This window comes from Rickettsia endosymbiont of Seladonia tumulorum, assembly GCF_964030815.1.
Classification (GTDB): Bacteria; Pseudomonadota; Alphaproteobacteria; order Rickettsiales; family Rickettsiaceae; genus Rickettsia.
In genome coordinates this window covers 899,241-917,070 of the sequence record NZ_OZ034963.1, presented here as the reverse complement: position 1 = coordinate 917,070, position 17,830 = coordinate 899,241, and the positions used below count along the sequence as shown (strand labels likewise).

Sequence of the window (17,830 nt, the reverse complement as noted above, 5' to 3'; positions counted from 1 at the left end):
TATCGTGTAAATGGTGTTATCTGCTATATCAACTTCATTTATTGTTCCAAAGCTTGGATCATTAGCAATTAAATTAACATTTAGATCTAAAATTCCTTTATTTCCATTTTTAATTGATCCTAAAAAGTTGAGTTGTTCCAGCCGCTTGGTTTATTACTAATTTTCCGCCTTGACTACCAAATGTTATAATATTTTGAGGATTGTTAGTTGGAGTCATAATAAGAGTAGCAGCAGAACTATCGCTACCTATTGTTATATTTTTTACAATAACAATAGTATTTTCCATAGTTGTTGTTCCACTATTAATATTAAGAATAGCATTAGTACCATTTTTAAAATTTCTTAAGGTAGCATCACCATTTACGTTTAGAACGCCATTTTGGTTATTAAAATCAATATTAGTTAAAGAATTTTGAATGTTTAATGTACCTGACTGATTATATAATACATTGCTTGTTATTTGCCCTTGAGCGGTAATATTAGCACCAGCATTATTAATATTAAAACTAGTTGCATTAATTGTACCACCTAAAGTTACGTTTCCGTTAGCAGCTATATTTACTGCTAATAAAGAATTAGTCGCATCACCTATAGCACCTGTAATATTACCACTATTTATTGTTAATGTCCCTTGGTTAGGGGCATTCGTTATAATCGCACCAGTTACGCCGTTTACGACGAGTGTCCCATTTGCTTTATAAATAACCTGACCATTTGTTCCTAAATTTAAAGGTTGGTTAAACGTTACTTGGTTAGTGTTATTTACAGTTAATAAGCTTGTAAATACTGTAGGAGCGATTGTGATATTACCGCCACCATCAACTATAAAATTCTGCAAACGATGTGTAGCATCTTGACCTATGGTAAACGCACCGTTATTGGCTATAGTTAACCCATTAGTTGTTGAGCTTACTCTTACTACGCTGTAAATATCTTGAGTAGTAGAAGGAATTAGATTAGCAAATAGCATAAATTTATGATCAGCATTACCGGTATTTACTAGATCAAGCTCTGAGTTTTTTCCTAGGAAATTTATCTTCGCACCATTATTTAACAAATCTACATCACCGTTTTTAGCATCTATCGTGTAAATGGTGTTATCTGCTATATCAATTTCATTTACTGAACCAGCACTTGGATCATTAATTGTTAAATTAGCGTTTAACTGTATTGTCCCTTTTATACCATTTAATATTGATCCGTTAATAGTACTTGCTGCACCAATAATTAAAGTACCACCCGCTGCGTTATTATTGTTAAAAGTAAGACCACTAAGGGTTAATTTACCACTTGCATTGACAGTTCCAGAAGCAGCAGCATTTGCAAAAACCAGAGTATTTATTATAGCATCACCTTGTAAATTAAGTGTTTTGCCTGTACCACCATTACATTGTAATAAATTTAAATTATTAATAGTTCCGGTAATAGTACCACCTACAGCATTTAATGTACCTTTTATCCCACCGGTACTATTTATACTACCGGTAATTTTCATACCGTCAGCTAAAGTAAATGTCCCAGCTTGGTTTTTAAAATCTATATTACCTACTATACCTGCATTAACCGTAAAATTACCTCCTTGCGTATAATTTAGTGGACCAGTAACTAAACCTGTTGCAGTAACATTTGCTCCTGCGTTTGCTAAATTAATAGCATTTGCTTTAACAATCCCACCAAAATTTATGTTACCACTGCCGTTAATACTTACCAAACTTAAAGAGTTAGTCCCTCCGATATCTTTAGTAATAGTTACGCCATTTCCTAAATTTAATGTGCCGTTTGTGCTACCTGTACTGTCTATAGTAGTATTAATAGTTAAGTTATCATTAATCTGTAAAGTAGAATTTTTACCGGCAAAATCCATGGTGGTAAATGTTTGGTTACCAACACCGGTAATAGTAGCCGTTGCATTATCAGCGATAAATTTAAGAGGACCAAAATTAGGATTAAGACCTATCGTTGCATTAAGTGGACCTATTTGTGTATTCTGGCTCACTTCTACACCACCAAAAATAAGACCGCTAACTAGTGTATTTATTCCGCCAATTTGAGCATTCGCTTTATCTGCTGATATTTTAGGGGTTAATCCTGGTAAATTTGCTACTATTTGAATAGTAGCTCCATTAGTAAATAATCCTCCTATTAGACCTGCACCGCTACTTAAACTTACGTTATTTCCAGTAGTTAAAATTGATGTAGCTTCTACATTAAAGCTTGAAATCAGAGATCCATATAATGATGCTGTTGCTAAAAATCCTTTTAATATTTTAAACTTATTCTTCATATCTCAAATCTTACCCAATTAATTTTTTAATAAAACTCTTCATAGAATGTAATTAATACTAAAATGTAAAAATTTATTAAGAATTCTATATCTTAATTACTTAAATTTATTAACTTTTATTTACAAATATTAAATATTATTAATGAAATGAGGTTTTTTTACAACACAGATTTTAAGGTAATTTAAGATTTAAAATATCAGATAAGACAGTAATTTTTATTTGTAGTAAATTCAGATGGATCTAAGGATAGATTTAAGGGTAGAGAATATAATAATAAGGTTAGAAGTATGTAATAATATCTTGGGTTTGTAAGGATTGACTATTTTTTAAAAAAGATGCTTTAAATTATAATTTTTTAAGAAATTATCTATGATCATTTTATCCTTTTCATCTATTTTTGAAGTTTCAAATGTTATTTGATTATTAGGTAGTTTATTTAATTGTATTAGTAGGTTAACTAATTTATTTAATATTTCTGCAATATTTTTGGTATCAGCTAGATTATTTTCACTTTTATTTAAAGTAAGGGACTCTAGCTCATCTTCAAGCAAAAGAATAAGCTTAGTAGTGAAATTATATAAATTATTTAAAGTATCTGTAGTATCTTTGATCATAAACTATCCCCATCTTTTATTTTAGGAAGCCCAACAAATGCTCTTTTTTCGTTTAGAGTCATGAAATTAGCATTAGCAATTTTAGCCCAAAGATTTTCACGTTTTTCGGTTAAGGCGGATATACTATCAGAATCAAAATCAATGGTAATTTCTTCATTAAACAGATAAGAAAACCAATTACTTATATTATCAGCAATTTTATCAAGTAACGGAATTAAGGTTTCTTCCCATAAAGCAAGACGTGCTTCTTACATATTGCTATAGGTATTATCGCCGTTAATACCAAGTAATTGAGGCGGCACTCCAAATGCTAGGGCTATCTCTCTTGCGGCAGCATTCTTAGACTGAATAAAATCCATATCTTTTGGGTTGATACTCATTTCCTGCCAACCAAGCCCACCCTCAAGCAATAAAGGCTTACCGGCATTATTGTTACCGGTAAATTTTTCTGATAATTGTGCTTGTAATCTTTCAAATTGTTCATCGCTAAGGTAGCCATTACTATCTTTAACTATTAACGCTCCAGATGGTCTAGCACCATTTTGTAATAATGAATGATTCCAGTAAGAAGATTGTTGATGTAAATCAATAGGAAGTGAAGCGGCCTCTAAAGATGATAAGCCGTAATGGTAATTGGTAGGGTGATAATTTTTTAAATGCAAAACCCTGCTTATTTTAGAAATAGGATCTATTCTATATAATTTATTACCGCTTGCACTTTGATATTTATATGCAACCAAAATATTTTTGTCTAATACTGCTTCAGTTGCACTAGCCGGTAGTAAATAAATCTCTTTAGGTCTAAAGTCTGATGTCGATAAAATATAACTATTACCAAACAATAACATACTAGATATTAATTCACTGAAAAAATCAGCTCCAGCTTTTTCAGGATTTGGTCTTTTGAGTAAATTATTTAAGGGATGATTTGTGATTACTTCACCACTTTTACTTTTTAGTACTTTCCAAGGAACATGTCCAGCTGATTGAGCAATTAGGTTGACACATCTATAGACTATAACATTTTCACGATAAGCATCGATCCCCACTCTAACTTTCTTTATATTACCATAAGCAAGGTCATTTAGCTCAATAAAATGCTGGGATTTAGTAACATTACTACCCCAAAACTTTTTCCAATAATTTTTTACCATATATTCCCTATATCGGTTATTTGCAGAGAGTATATAATAGTTTGCTTAAGCAACTAATAGGGGATTAATAAAAAGGATGACTTGACATAAATTGTATTACAAATTATATTATATTAATGTAACTATAATTGTAATACTTAAAGCATATCATATGTCCGCACTTACTGTAAGATTACCCGATGACTTAGCAGAAGAAGTAACTAAGAGGGCTAGAAAACTTCATATTTCACGTAGTCAGTATATTAGAAAATCTATTGAAAACATGAATAAAAGCTTATATGAGCAAGAACGGCAAGAGAAGTTATTTGCAGCTAGTATGCGTACTCGCACAGAAAGTATAAAAATAAATTCTGAATTTTCTAATATTGAACATGACCCTGAAAATTAATCTCGGAGAAATTTGGCTTGCCGATTTGAATCCTAAAGTTGGTAGTGAGCCTGGCAAAACGAGACCTGTACTAATTATTCAAGATCAAGTATTATTAGATGCGAGTCATCCGTCTACTTTAATCATCCCCTTGACAACTAATTTGATAGATGATGCTTTTCCTTTACGAATCCGTATTAAAGCTCATAATAAATTAGAAAAAGATTCGGACCTGTTAATAGACCAAATACGTAGCATAGATAATAAACGTTTAATTTTAGGACCTCTAACTAGTTGTAATCCTACCACTATGCAAATAATTTATAAAGCAGTATTAGAAGTTATAGGAGTTAAAATATAAGAGTCTGTGGGGGAAAGCGCTTATTTGACTTCCAAATTTTAAAGTATTTGCGATACAGTGCCACGATATTTTTGAGAGAATCTAAAAGAGTATATATTATTACATTTTGAGGTTGTTTTTGAGGTAATTAATTCCCATCTTATTTCTTTAAAATAATTAATAATACAATAAACTTATTCCTCAAAATCTTCTAAACTAACGCCATGTTTTGTTTTATTCCATTTAAACGGACAGAAGATAATTTCAAAAACTGCTTTATATGAGGCTATAGTATGTAATATGAAATAGCCAGCCCACAAAACTAACGCTATTAAATCCTGAAACTTTATTTTTCCAAATTTTAAAGAATTTTTTAATATATAAATAACAGTTCCGTATAAATATAAGAGGGAAAAAATACTATTAACCAGCCATACATAATCAATTATAGGGTTTTTATTTATAATAATGGAAAATATTATAAAAGGTAAGCACCAGAAATTATAAGTTGATAGCCCAATGAAAATATAAATAGTTATCATTTGTAACAAAGTAAGTTTTTTATACTTATCTTTTTGTGCTATAAACACAAAAAATGTTTGCAAAAAACCTTTGATCCAACGTGATCTTTGATTTAACCAATTACCTAAACTATTTGGTGCTTCTTCTAAAGTATATGAGTCAAGAATGGCTACCTTATAATTTTGCGAGTAAATTCTTAACCCAATTTCAGCATCTTCGGTTACGTTATGAGCATCCCAGCCACCCAACCTACGTAATATATCTGCTTTAAAATGATTGCTCGTACCGCCAAGTGGGGTAGGGAGCTTGAGCAAACTTAACCCTTTTAAAATATATTCAAACCATAAGCTATATTCTAGATTAAACATTTTAGTTAAAACATTTTCGTTTTTATTATAAAAATTGAGCTTGGCTTGCAGACAAATAAAATCGGGTGCTAAACTCTTAAACATTGCTAAAGCCTTAAGTAGTTGATCTGGTTCAGGTTTATCTTCAGCATCGTAAACAACTACATATTCACCTCGTGAATATTCTAAAGCATAATTAAGGGCTTTTGGTTTAGTTTTGGGGAAGCTTTGGGGTACTAGTATCACGTGAAAATATGCAGGTAAATTATATAATGCCATTTCTTTAATCATTAAATAATCATCATCTTCGATAATTATTTTGACATCTAGTTTACTATCAGGGTAATTAATTAATGAAATATTTTTGATTATTGATCTTAATTTGCTTAACTCTTTATATAATGGCACTAAAATTGTATAAATCGGTAGCTCTTCTATACTGTTTCACGTCTGTTTTATTTCTAATGGCTTATAGTCTCTGGTTGCTTTTACAAATAAGAGCGATTTTAAAACATTTTGTACAAAGTAGCTTATATTATTAGTAATATGAAATAAAACCGGCAAATAAATTAATATTACTATAAACACAACAAAAAATATTATTACCTTATTTGCATAATTAATATTTTTAGCAGTAATTGTTCCAACTTTAAATTCAAGATCATATTTAGCTTTAATACTATTTAAGTGAGCAAAGTTCTGCTCTAATTACTTATAAAAATAATATTTCTTGATTAGGGCTATAGAAGAAAAGTTATTCTTTTCATCAAATAATAATTTTAAATTATTTATGGCAGTAATTTTATTTCCTGCTTTATCTTCATAAACAAAATATCCCTGCATTACATATTCTTGAGCATTAGAATAATTATAAATTTTAATAGAAGAAATATTATTTATTATTGGTAGTATCTTATTTTCATAAAGCATATCAATTATTAATTCATTGTCGATTACATCCTTTTTGATAATAGTATTTAAGTCAGCTAACTGCTTTCTATCTTTAATTAGTTGCAAAATTTTATCTTCATCTATACATCTAACCATGCTGAAAAGCTTATACCTGATATTTTATATTTTTTGTTTGAAAGGCTGCGATCCCAAAAATAACCTATTTGAGTTGTTAATGAACTTTTGTTTTCTTTTCCAAAGTTAATTATTTTTGCAACCCCTAATTGCTCATAAACAGAGTTATCATATATAGAGCCGTAATTTTTTCTAGTGTGATATTTTGTAAAACTTGTAAGCATTATTCCGTTGCTAAATTTAATGCCCTCACAAATAGAGAAATTATAATACATCTTCTTATAACCAGTATTATTTATAGAATGTCCAAAGCTAATTGCATTTTGGCTAAATATAGTAACGGAATGGATATTTTTAGACATTCCTGTTAATAAAGATATTTCTCCTAAAAAACTCTCTTTCTGCTTTTTATTACTAACCATCAGGATTTTAGGTTGAGCTGAAATAACAAAATCATGATCACCAAATAATTTAAACTTGTAATAAATAGCAGCTTCTAGGCTTGTATTTTTTTTATTTATAAATTTATCGTTTTTATGTAAGAAATTCATACCTATATTTTGGTTATCGGTTATGCCATACTCTATACAGATATTTGCAAACTGCTCATCCTGATAGGATAATAACTTCAGTATTTTCTGCTCTAATTTTTTTATTTGCCGTAGAATTTTTGCTTGAAGATTAGGTTGATTTTTTACTTCTTCAAGATGTTGCCTAAGATATATTATTCTATTGTTTATATGTAAAACAGTTTCCTCTCTTTGCTTTTTTTCTGTTTTTGAGATTTTATTAGTTTTATTTCCTCCTACAATATATCTATATCTACCTTGCTCTAACAGCCATGCGGAAGCATGTGCCGTGTTAATATCAAAAACAATTATAATAAATATGAGGCAGCAATATAGCCTTAATATCATAGCCGCTTAAATTTAAAAAATGCATTATAATAACAATTATAAGTTGAGTAAAGTGTTAAATGAAAAATTTAATAAAATTTTTTGATTGAAATATTATATAACTTATTGTAGTAATAATTTATATAAGACTAAATTAACTTAAAGAGGAAAATATGCGTGATCAAAAAATTGAAAGTACAAAACTTAATTCCGGCACAACAAATTATTTTGAAAGTAATTTTTCAGAAACGTTTAGTGGAATGATAACAATTGCATCTGATACAAAAGTTGTATTTAAAAGTCTAAATAAAGTCAATAAATTAGTATTAGGAGCACGCAGCAGTGCTGAAATAACTGATCTTAATAAAGTATTTAAAAATGATGAAGATATAGAAGTTGTATTATCAGGTGATGAGATTAGTTCAGATAATGAATCTATTTAAATATGATCGTAGAAGTTTAATATTTTAAAAATACGCTATCTGAGTAATAAAAACTTATTTTATAACTCAAAATATGCTATAATATGAGTTATAAAATAAATATTTATAGCTCATGATATGGAATTGGCAGCATAAAGATTGGTCTAATTTTAAATATGATCAGAAAAATATTTCTGATTTGGAAAAACGTTTTATCAATAATAGCGGTGTTCTTTTAGGGGCAACTAAACATCTTTCGAAATCAGATAAAGATAATTTAGTTGTTATGCTTGCAAGTGATGAAGCGTTAAATAGTTCTGAAATTGAGGGTGAATATTTAAATAGAGACAGCTTGCAATCCTCTATAAAGCGTTATTTTAATATAGCAAGGGATAATAGAAAAGCTTCGCCTGCGGAAAATGGTATCTCAGAATTGCTTGCCGATATGTATTATTCATATGATCAGCCTTTAAACCATGACTGTTTATTTCGTTGGCATGAAATGTTAATGAACGGTAGAAAAGATTTAGATGCTATAGGAAAATATCGCATCCACCTAGAGCCAATGCAGGTAGTTTCAGGCAAATATTATGAGCCAATAGTACATTTTGAAGCACCGCCATCTGATATTGTACCAAAAGAAATGGATAGATTTATAGAATGGTATAATAATATTACGGATTCTATTACTCCACTTACTAAAGCTGCTATTGCCCATCTTTATTTTGAGTCTATACATCCGTTTGAAGATGGTAATGGAAGAATAGGTAGAGTTATCACTATAAAAATGCTATGTCAAAATATAGGAAAACCAATATTAATAGCTTTGTCTCACGTAATAAATCAGGAAAAAAAGTTATATTATAATGATCTAGAAAATAACAATAAAAGTTTAGAAATTACTGACTGGATATTATACTTTGTTAAAACGATAATTAAAGCTCAGGATTATACTTTACTTAATATTGAGTTTTTAATAAATAAAACAAAATTTTATGATAAATTTAAGAATGCATTAAACACAAGACAGGAAAAAGTAATTAAAAGAATTTTTGAAGAGGGGGTAGAGGGCTTTAAAGGTGGTTTGAGTGCTAAAAATTATCTAAACATCACCAAAACCTCTAAAGCCACTGCTACAAGAGATCTACAAGAATTGGTAGAGATGCAGGCATTTATTAAAACCGGCGAACTTAAAGCTACAAGGTATTATATTAATTTAGAAAATTAGAGTAAGATTAACTTTATTGTGTGCCTAAATTAAGAAGAAGTATCTTCATCTATATATTATTCTTTATTTATATTATTCAAAAACTTTTCTTTTTAATCTTTACTAAGAAAAGATAATAAGTTATCCTTTCTTAAGGTATATCTCTTAAGAAAGGATAGAATATGAATAAACGCATAGGTAAATACATCATTCAAAAAGTATCAGGTGAGTCATATAAGGCTTATATACCACCTGAACCTCCTATAGATTTAGTAAAATTATATACTCACCTTGAAAAAGCTACCTTAGCACTTGCAGAGTTAAACATAACCTGTAAATCTATCCCTAATACTTCGTTATTTATTTATATGTATGTCCGCAAGGAAGCATTGCTCTCAAGCCAAATTGAAGGTACACAAAGCTCTTTTTCAGACTTAATGTTATTTGAGCATAATCAAAAACCTGAAATATCCATAGAAGATGTGGAAGAAGTATCTAATTATGTAAAAGCTATAATGTATGGTTTAGAAAGGTTAAAAGATGGTTTTCCTTTTTCCTTAAGATTATTGCGGGAAATCCATAATATATTACTTTCTGGAGGGCGTGGCTCTAAAAAATTGCCAGGAGAATTTAGGCGTTCTCAGAACTGGATTGGTGGCACAAGACCAGGCAATGCGTTATTTGTTCCTCCTCCTGTAAATTATTTAAATGATTGCCTGTCTCATTTTGAAAATTTTTTGCATGATAATAGCCTGCCGGTTCTTATTAAAGACGGTATTGCTCATGTTCAATTTGAAACAATTCATCCATTTTTAGATGGTAATGGACGTTTAGGACGATTACTAATTACATTGTTGCTTTGTCATAATGAAATACTTAATGCCCCAATTCTATATTTGAGCCTTTACTTAAAACAAAATCGTCATATTTATTATGAGCTACTTCAAGAAGTCAGGATCCATGGTAATTGGGAAACTTGGCTGGAGTTTTTTTTAGAAGGCATTCATAAATCTGCAATGCAGGCAATCCAAACAACCAATCTTATTAATCAATTATTTGAAGAAGATATTACCCAGATAGAAAAAGCAGGGCGAGCAAGATTTGTTTGTAAGCAAGTTTTAGAATATATGAAATTATTGCCGCAAGTAAATGTATCTATGCTTGCTAAGGGGCTAGATATAACTGCACCTACGGCAAGGCATGCTCTTGAATTAATGAGAAAACTTAATATTTTAGAAGAAATAAGCGGTAAAAAACGCGACAAAATATACGTGTATCGTAAATATTTAAATATTCTTGAAGAGGGTGCTGAGCCTTTTACTATTACCTCCTATTAATCTTATTTGTCACTATACCTAACATAAATATAAAACAGCTTACCATCGTTCCTATAAATACTCCCCTGAGGTTAAAATATTGTAGAGATAAGGAATAATGTTCCCAAAATAGAAAAGTTGCTGCTCCGCTTATTGATGATAAAACCATTATTTGTGTTGGTACTCTAATGCTAAAAAGCGTTGTTACTAGCGGTACTAATATTACAGGTCCCCAAAAGCCAGTAAAAAATACTACTAAATCTATTACGTTACTGAATTTTAAGGCAGCAATTATAGCAAGGCTTCCTGTTGCTACGTTAATAATTCGGGCAATTAATAATAGTTTTTGCTCATTTTTTACCTTTAGAATTGGGTTAATTATGTCTTTAACAATAGCTATGGAAGTAACGTTTAAGTCAGAGTCGGCAGTAGACATAACAGCAGCAAGCAGCCCGCTTATGACTAAGCCTTGAATTAAAGGCGGGATTATTTGATTGATCAGATAAGGTAATACTAAGCTTGATGGTTGCTCTGGATAAAGTTTATAAGCAATTAATCCGTTTAAAGTAACACAAATTAAAAAGAATAAATATATAACCGATTTTGTATATATTGCTTTAGTCGTTTGAGTAGGGTTTTTATTAATCAAAGCTCTTTGAATAAAGGTAGGGTATAGATTCATTACGCTAAAGCTTAAAGCAGCAGCGATTATATAAGAAAATAAGTTAGATGGATTAGTTTCAACAATCAAATCGCCTATAGGATTTATAGAACCAATTTTGTTTAGTCCTATAAAAGTGACAACAGGTATCGCAATTATCATAGCAAAAAATTGCAGTAAATTAGTAAAAACAATAGATTGCAGCCCACCTATTGTAGTGTATATAAGTACTATACTATAGCTTAAAATTACTCCCTCAATATAATTTATTTCTAAGATATATTGAAAAATATAACCGCTGACGCTTATTTGAGCTGCTAAAAATCCAACCGATACAATTACAGAGCTAACCCCGCCAATAAAGCGACCTAGATTGCCATAATATATACTCATTATATCGCCTATGCTTTCTGCCCCATGATGTTTTGCAATTAGTGGCACTACATAAATAGCGATTATGATATCTATCGGGATAGTAAGTATTAAAGCGTAAGCATAATATGCATGTCCTAAAAAAGTTTTTTCTGTAATACCAAAAGTAGTAGCTCCTCCTACAGAACTTGCAAATATAGTAGCTATTAATAGCAGTTTGCTATTCTGAACCTTACTCTCTACATTGGCATAATTTTTAAAGCTACTGTTTTTAGCTCGGTAATAAACACCTACGGCTAAAATTGATATCAGATATAAGAATATGATAATATTATCGATAGGTATTTTAAGCATTATAAGATTTCTGAATTAAAATGAATTATTAATATATCTTATTTATCACAACATAAGAATAAAAAACTCACTAACAATTATTAACTAATTAATAGATATTAATATTTTTTAGCTGGACCTAGTTCCCAAGCCACGGGGGTGACAGGGGGAAATGATCCCCGCAAGCAAGCCTTAAGCGGGGATGACATCGGAGCCATGCAACAAGACCAGTTTCTCCTCGCAATAACGTTTTATAGCATCAAAAAATTCAATGCGTAAAGATATCAACTTCATCCCAGCCGACTAAATCTAAATTGGCTCTGGTTGGTAGAAATTTAAAGATGTCTTGAGCAAGTTCAAATCTATTTTCTTTAACTAACATTGCTATTAAATGCTCTCTTAACTTATGCAAATAAAGCACATCTTTAGCAGCATATTCTTGTTGGTCAGAAGATAGATTATCAGCACCCCAATAAGAAGATTGTTGTTGTTTGGAAATATTTACTCCTAACAATTCTCTACATATATCCTTAAGCCCATGGCTTTCAGTATAAGTTCTAACTAGCTTTGAAGATATTTTAGTACAAAAGATATTCTCTAAATCAACTCCCAAATATTTTTTTATCGCTGCTAAATCAAACCTTGCGAAATGAAATATCTTGCAACGTTCTTTATCACTTAGTAAATTTTTTAGGTTAGGAGCATTATAGTTTTGATCTAGAAAATGCACAAGGTGAGCATCACCATTTCCGTTACTAAACTGCAATAGACAAAGTTTATCTCTATATAAATTTAATCCCATCGTTTCGGTATCTATTGCTAAATCACCTTCAAGTTCAAAATCATCTGGTAAATCGTTTTGGTAAAGCGTAATAGTCATAATATATTCTTCAGTTAAATTTTAATTTCTGTGATGAGCCTATGGTTTGCTATTGGTGTTAAAAACTTGTTCGCTTGGAGCTGCTATACCTAAAACTTTGCGTGCTTGTTCATCTAGCATATCCTTATCTAACGATTCGGTTCTAAGTAATTTAACATTATGTTCAAGCTCTACTCGTTCAGCTCGCAATAATTTCAATTCATCATAGGCTTTTTCAAGTTGTCTATTTACTTTTAAATATGCAATAACTCCTTTATTGCCGTAAATGCAGTGAAAAACAAAATATCCTAGCAGCAATGCTAGAAAAATATTTAAAATTATTTTTTTTGTATGATTATTTGAAAGTATTGAATTAAAAATACTCATAAATATAATCCATTTATAAAAAATAATATTGGGGCAGTTAAAATTATACTGTCAAATCTATCTAACACTCCCCCATGACCAGGTATAATATCGCCGCTATCCTTAATATTAAACTTTCGTTTAAAATATGAAATAAATAAATCACTTAGCTGAGCTATTAAAGCTAGCATACAACTAATTATAAACAGATAAATCCTATTTGAGAAATAGTAATTTTCAATGTAAAAACTTGGTATAAAACTAATTAAGGTTGCAACTAAACCTGCCGATAATATTCCTGTAATTAAGCCGCTCCAAGTTTTTTTAGGGCTGATTTTTGGAGCAAGTTTTGCACCGCCCAAGGTTTTGCCTCCAATCATCGCAAATGTATCTACCGACCAAATTATGCAAAAATAAAGCATAATAAGCCAGTTATTTATGGGATTGCTACTTAAGGATATTAACAAGCTTATGGGAATTGGGATAATAATTAACCCTATTATTAGATACATAATAGAGGAGTGGGTCATATCATACCATTCGCTAAGCATTCCTATAGCTACTAATATCATTAAAACATAGAATAAAGGTTTAAGCCATAATATGGCTACCACAAATGATGGTACTAATATTATACCAGACAGTATTCTTAAATATAAATTTGATTTTTGTTTATCTTTTGCCAAATGTTCTTTTCCTTTTTGAATAATCATCTATAGCGTTTATTATGTCTTCTTTATTAAAATCAGGCCAATATTTTTGAGAAAAATATAGTTCAGCATAAGCTGCTTGCCAAAGTAAGAAATTACTAATCCGAAAAACACCGCCAGGTCTTATTAATAAATCTACATCAGGCATTTCCGGATCATATAACGCATTTTGTATATCGCTCTCAAGAATTTCTGTTTTACCGCTTGGGATAATCTTAGTGCAAGCGTCTGTTATTTCTTGACGACTACCATAGCTAAAAGCTATACAAAGAGTTAATTTATTATTATCTTTCGTTAATTCTATAGCATTATTTATTTGTTTTTGCAATGAGTCGCTTAATAAATTAAGCCTACCTATTACTTTTATTTTAATGCCATTTCTATGTAAATTATCTAGCTCTTTTTTTAAATAAATGTTTAATAACTTCATTAAAAAAGATATTTCTGTAGTTGAGCGTTGCCAGTTTTCGGAAGAGAAAGTATATAGCGTAACATATGGTATTTTAAGGTTAATAAATTCCGGTAATAATTCATGTACTTTATCAGCTCCGGCTCTATGTCCTTCAGATTTAGGTAAGTCATGCGTAGCTGCCCAGCGTGCATTACCATCCATTATTATTGCTAAATGTTTTATGTTAGTCATTATTAAATATATATTTTTGGTTCTTTTTAACGTCATTGTGAGCCACTGAAAGTAGCGTGGCAATCTTATCAGAATGTCCTGAGATTGCATCAAAGCTCTGCTTTCACAAGGCATTATTGCGTAGATCGGTTTTTCCGTCTGAGCTAAGGAAATTACGAAGTAATTGACGAAGCAATCCAGCTAAAAAATGCTAATTTATAGTATTTTTTATTATTTTTTCTGGATTGCCACGCTCATTTCATTCGCGTAGCTCAGACGACTTTCGATCCACGCAGGCAATCCCTCCTCGCAATAACGACTATACCAATTTTTAGAGTTCTATCTTAGTATATACAGGAATTTCTACTCTAACCGACAACCCACCTAAATCCTTACTATCTTCTAGATAAAGAAATCCGTTATGATCCTTTACTATCTCACGAGTAATAGCAAGTCCGAGACCTACATTACTTGAATTATCTAACTGCCTTGCTTTATCCGATCTATAAAATGGCTTTAATACTAAAGGTTTTTCTGCATTATCTATGCCGCTGCCATTATCTTCAATGATTATTGATAAGTTAGATGAGTTAGCATTTAACGAAATTCTAACTTTAGTACCATATTTTATAGCGTTACTAATTAAATTAGACAAGGCTCTTTCAAAAGAATGTGGTTTAATTCGAAGTTTCACTCCATCTAATTTAGTAGGGTTTATAAACTTTATATCTATATGTGACCATTTATTTAAAAAAGATTTAATCCAGGATAAAATAAAAATTTCTTTAAATTGTTCTGCACTTTCGCCTCTTGCAAAATCTAGATAGGAGTTTATCATTTGCTGCATAGTTAATATATCTTGCTTTAGACCGTCAGTTTCTTCATTTTCATCCATTAATTCAAGTTGTAATTTCATGCGTGTTAGAGGAGTTCTTAAATCATGAGAAATCATAGCAAGCATGGTAGTTCTTTTGATAATTTGCTTTTCTATACGAGATTTCATTTTTAAAAAAGCAAGCCCTGCTTTTCTTATTTCTAAAGCACCTGTAGGCTTAAAATTCTTACTTTTTAAGATACCTCGACCGAATTCATCCATGCTATCTGCAAGAGCAACTATTGATTTAATTTGATTCTTAGAGAAAATAATAGAGATGGAAAGTAATATAATAGTTAAAAATATAATCCATAGAACAAAAATATATACTGTTGGGTTAAGTAAAAGTTTGGCTGGAAAAGAAATATTTAATACCTCGTTATTTAGCTCTAATAATACTTGAATTCTATTTTCCTTAGTTAAGTTAATTATATTTTTTTCATGAATTTTTGTATTTAAAATATTTTTAAATATAGTTAAGGGTTCGTTTAACTTAGGCTGTTTTGCTAATAGTTTCTTATTAGGCTCAAATTGATAAGATAAATTGAGATAATTTTCTGATAATTGTGTTATTTCTTTTGGATTATCTTTATGCTCTTTAATTAAAGATTCTATTTCATTGATAATAATGGTGCTAGTATAATATGAAACATTATACCAATGACGATCATAAAACAAAAATATAGCAACTAGCTGTCCTATCAGAATCGGCATAATTATGATAAGCATAAATCTTAGGAATAAAGTCCTAGGTAATAATTTAGATATAAAGTGCATATCCCTCATTACGCACGGTTTTTAAATATTTCGGTTCTTTAGGATTATCTTCTAGCTTATTTCTTATTCTGGTAATTTGTACGTCAATAGAACGTTCACTAAGACCTCCCATAATTTTTGAAAGCTCAAGGCGGCTAATAGAAGTGCCAAGACGTTCTATAAATATTTCAAGTAATTTTTGCTCAGTAGAGCTAAGCGGAATTATCTGATCATTTTTAGTAAATTCTTTAGTATTATAATTATAAAAATTATTGCCAAATTTGGTTATATTTTTTTCTTTTTTGGGATTGTTATAATTATTGATCAAGTTATTTATACGCAATAATAATTCTCGTGGTTCAAAGGGTTTAATAACATAATCTGATGCACCGGCTTCAAGACCTTTAACACGGTCATCAGCTTCCGATAAAGCAGTTAACATTACTATTGGTATATTATTGCCAGCGTCCCTAATGGTAGTAGCAAAATCAAGCCCTGTAATGCTTGGTAACATGACGTCTAAAATAATCAAATCGTAATTAGAAGTTTTTAACAAATCCTTTGCCTCTATAGCTGATACAGCCGTTGATACTAAAAACTCATTTTTATTTAAAAATTGCTTTAAAAGTGCTAATATTCTGGTATCATCATCAACAATTAGGATATGTGCCTTATATTCTTGCATATAAATATGATGTAATTTTTAAAAATTTTTCCGTCATTGCGAGGAGCATAGCGACGAAGCAATCTTAGGAGTTTGCTTTATGAGATTGCCACGCTCCTTGCAGTCGCTCGCAATGCATTTTTACTCTAGTACAAATAACAATTAATAACAATGACAAAAAATTTAGAAAATAATCTTTGGTATATTTGGATTAATGGTGAGTTAGTTCCTTATGAACTTGCTACAGTGCATGTTTTAACTCATAGTTTGCATTACTCAGGATCAGTATTTGAGGGTGAGCGGGCTTATAATGGGAAAGTTTTTAAACTTAAAGAACATACTGAAAGATTGGTTAAATCAGCAGAAGTTTTAGGATTGAAAGTACTTTATAGTGTAGAAGAAATTATAAAAGCTCATGAATTATTAATAGAGAAAAACAAGATTCAGGATGCATATATAAGACCACTTGTTTGGTGTGGGAGTGAGTCTTTAAATATTATTAACCCTAAATTGTCGACTAACGTTTTGATTGCGGCTGTTCCCTCTATGTCACGAGCATTTACCGCTGGAGTTAATTTGCATGTAAGCAGATGGCGTAAAGCTGCACCTAATATGATGCCAGTGCAATCTAAATCCGCTGCTCATTATAACATGGCAATAACAAGCAAGAAAGAGGCTAAAGACCTTGGCTATGATGATGCATTATTACTTGATTATGAGGGGTATATTGCGGAATGTACTACAACAAATATTTTCTTTGTTAAAGATAATGTGCTATATACTCCAGTTGCTGATAGATTTTTAGATGGTATAACAAGACAAACTATTATTGAAATTGCAAAAAATTTAGGGCTAGAAGTAAAAGAAGAGCGTCTAAGATTAGAACAGATAGAAGATTTTACCAGCTGTTTTGCTACAGGTACGGCAATTGAGGTGCAAAATATTAATTCTATAGATCTTGGTAATAAGAAAGTTACTTTTAATGATCATAAAATTGCGAATATTTTAAAAGAAGAGTATGGTAAAATTGTGAGGGGATAAAAAACATCATTGCAAGGAGCATCGCTTGTGTGGCAATCTTATGAGATAGTCCTCGGTGTCATCCCGTGGCTTGGGA

General features: G+C 30.5%; 18 protein-coding genes and 1 pseudogene. 6 read left to right on the top strand and 13 right to left on the bottom strand.

What is annotated here, in order from left to right:
• Positions 1 to 109 precede the first annotated feature (109 nt).
• The 3 genes and pseudogenes from AAHF54_RS04515 to AAHF54_RS04505 all read right to left on the bottom strand — a co-directional run bounded on the left by AAHF54_RS04515 (position 110) and on the right by AAHF54_RS04505 (position 4,053).
• A complete protein-coding gene (locus tag AAHF54_RS04515; RefSeq protein ID WP_342169843.1) occupies positions 110 to 2,284 on the bottom strand; it encodes a hypothetical protein in 2,175 nt (724 codons plus the stop codon).
• Between the two features lie 327 nt (positions 2,285 to 2,611).
• Positions 2,612 to 2,899 (bottom strand): hypothetical protein, encoded by a 288-nt coding sequence (locus tag AAHF54_RS04510; protein WP_341788119.1) that lies wholly within the window; start codon positions 2,897 to 2,899, stop codon positions 2,612 to 2,614.
• A pseudogene (locus AAHF54_RS04505) lies at positions 2,896 to 4,053 on the bottom strand (phage portal protein). Before AAHF54_RS04505 ends, AAHF54_RS04510 begins: the two are co-directional and overlap by 4 nt.
• Before the next feature lie 151 nt (positions 4,054 to 4,204).
• On the opposite strand from AAHF54_RS04505, the gene AAHF54_RS04500 reads away from it, so the two are divergent.
• Together AAHF54_RS04500 and AAHF54_RS04495 are read left to right on the top strand one after the other, a co-directional pair.
• Positions 4,205 to 4,441, top strand: coding sequence for a ribbon-helix-helix protein, CopG family (locus tag AAHF54_RS04500; protein ID WP_341788118.1), 237 nt, complete (start codon positions 4,205 to 4,207; stop codon positions 4,439 to 4,441).
• Complete coding sequence (locus AAHF54_RS04495; RefSeq protein ID WP_341788117.1) at positions 4,425 to 4,781, top strand: type II toxin-antitoxin system PemK/MazF family toxin; 357 nt, start codon at positions 4,425 to 4,427, stop codon at positions 4,779 to 4,781. The genes AAHF54_RS04500 and AAHF54_RS04495 overlap by 17 nt, the downstream gene beginning before the upstream one ends.
• A gap of 173 nt (positions 4,782 to 4,954) precedes the next feature.
• Here the strand turns inward: AAHF54_RS04495 and AAHF54_RS04490 are convergent, their stop codons facing one another.
• The 3 genes from AAHF54_RS04490 to AAHF54_RS04480 all read right to left on the bottom strand — a co-directional run bounded on the left by AAHF54_RS04490 (position 4,955) and on the right by AAHF54_RS04480 (position 7,206).
• Positions 4,955 to 6,037 (bottom strand): glycosyltransferase family 2 protein, encoded by a 1,083-nt coding sequence (locus AAHF54_RS04490; protein ID WP_341788116.1) that lies wholly within the window; start codon positions 6,035 to 6,037, stop codon positions 4,955 to 4,957.
• A gap of 300 nt (positions 6,038 to 6,337) precedes the next feature.
• Positions 6,338 to 6,676, bottom strand: a complete 339-nt coding sequence (locus AAHF54_RS04485) for a hypothetical protein (RefSeq protein WP_342169842.1) — start codon at positions 6,674 to 6,676, stop codon at positions 6,338 to 6,340.
• Positions 6,661 to 7,206, bottom strand: coding sequence for a hypothetical protein (locus tag AAHF54_RS04480; RefSeq protein WP_341789227.1), 546 nt, complete (start codon positions 7,204 to 7,206; stop codon positions 6,661 to 6,663). Before AAHF54_RS04480 ends, AAHF54_RS04485 begins: the two co-directional genes overlap by 16 nt.
• Before the next feature lie 518 nt (positions 7,207 to 7,724).
• On the opposite strand from AAHF54_RS04480, the gene AAHF54_RS04475 reads away from it, so the two are divergent.
• The 3 genes from AAHF54_RS04475 (at position 7,725) to AAHF54_RS04465 (ending at position 10,517) form a co-directional block, all read left to right on the top strand.
• On the top strand, positions 7,725 to 7,994 hold the full coding sequence (locus tag AAHF54_RS04475; RefSeq protein WP_341788114.1) for a hypothetical protein: 270 nt from the start codon (positions 7,725 to 7,727) through the stop codon (positions 7,992 to 7,994).
• Positions 7,995 to 8,106: 112 nt separating this feature from the next.
• Positions 8,107 to 9,201: a Fic family protein gene (locus tag AAHF54_RS04470; RefSeq protein ID WP_341788113.1), complete on the top strand. Its 1,095-nt coding sequence runs from the start codon at positions 8,107 to 8,109 to the stop codon at positions 9,199 to 9,201.
• Positions 9,202 to 9,362: 161 nt separating this feature from the next.
• Positions 9,363 to 10,517 carry a Fic family protein gene (locus AAHF54_RS04465; RefSeq protein ID WP_342169841.1) on the top strand — a complete coding sequence of 385 codons (1,155 nt, stop codon included), beginning with the start codon at positions 9,363 to 9,365 and terminating at the stop codon, positions 10,515 to 10,517.
• Here the strand turns inward: AAHF54_RS04465 and AAHF54_RS04460 are convergent.
• The 7 genes from AAHF54_RS04460 to AAHF54_RS04430 form a co-directional block, all read right to left on the bottom strand.
• Complete coding sequence (locus AAHF54_RS04460) at positions 10,504 to 11,883, bottom strand: sodium:solute symporter family protein (RefSeq protein WP_341788111.1); 1,380 nt, start codon at positions 11,881 to 11,883, stop codon at positions 10,504 to 10,506. The genes AAHF54_RS04465 and AAHF54_RS04460 overlap by 14 nt on opposite strands.
• Before the next feature lie 247 nt (positions 11,884 to 12,130).
• Complete coding sequence (locus tag AAHF54_RS04455; RefSeq protein ID WP_341788110.1) at positions 12,131 to 12,742, bottom strand: ribonuclease D; 612 nt, start codon at positions 12,740 to 12,742, stop codon at positions 12,131 to 12,133.
• Between the two features lie 39 nt (positions 12,743 to 12,781).
• Entirely contained in the window at positions 12,782 to 13,108 is a 327-nt protein-coding gene (locus AAHF54_RS04450) for a septum formation initiator family protein (protein WP_341788109.1), read from the bottom strand.
• On the bottom strand, positions 13,105 to 13,800 hold the full coding sequence (locus tag AAHF54_RS04445) for a phosphatidate cytidylyltransferase (protein ID WP_341788108.1): 696 nt from the start codon (positions 13,798 to 13,800) through the stop codon (positions 13,105 to 13,107). The genes AAHF54_RS04450 and AAHF54_RS04445 overlap by 4 nt, the downstream gene beginning before the upstream one ends.
• Positions 13,760 to 14,440 carry a polyprenyl diphosphate synthase gene (gene uppS / locus AAHF54_RS04440; RefSeq protein ID WP_342169840.1) on the bottom strand — a complete coding sequence of 227 codons (681 nt, stop codon included), beginning with the start codon at positions 14,438 to 14,440 and terminating at the stop codon, positions 13,760 to 13,762. The genes AAHF54_RS04445 and uppS overlap by 41 nt, the downstream gene beginning before the upstream one ends.
• A gap of 310 nt (positions 14,441 to 14,750) precedes the next feature.
• Positions 14,751 to 16,070 (bottom strand): sensor histidine kinase, encoded by a 1,320-nt coding sequence (locus AAHF54_RS04435; RefSeq protein ID WP_341789226.1) that lies wholly within the window; start codon positions 16,068 to 16,070, stop codon positions 14,751 to 14,753.
• Positions 16,054 to 16,734, bottom strand: a complete 681-nt coding sequence (locus AAHF54_RS04430) for a response regulator transcription factor (protein ID WP_011477410.1) — start codon at positions 16,732 to 16,734, stop codon at positions 16,054 to 16,056. Before AAHF54_RS04430 ends, AAHF54_RS04435 begins: the two co-directional genes overlap by 17 nt.
• 144 nt (positions 16,735 to 16,878) lie before the next feature.
• On the opposite strand from AAHF54_RS04430, the gene AAHF54_RS04425 reads away from it, so the two are divergent.
• Entirely contained in the window at positions 16,879 to 17,754 is an 876-nt protein-coding gene (locus tag AAHF54_RS04425) for a branched-chain amino acid transaminase (protein WP_342170238.1), read from the top strand.
• Positions 17,755 to 17,830 lie beyond the last annotated feature (76 nt).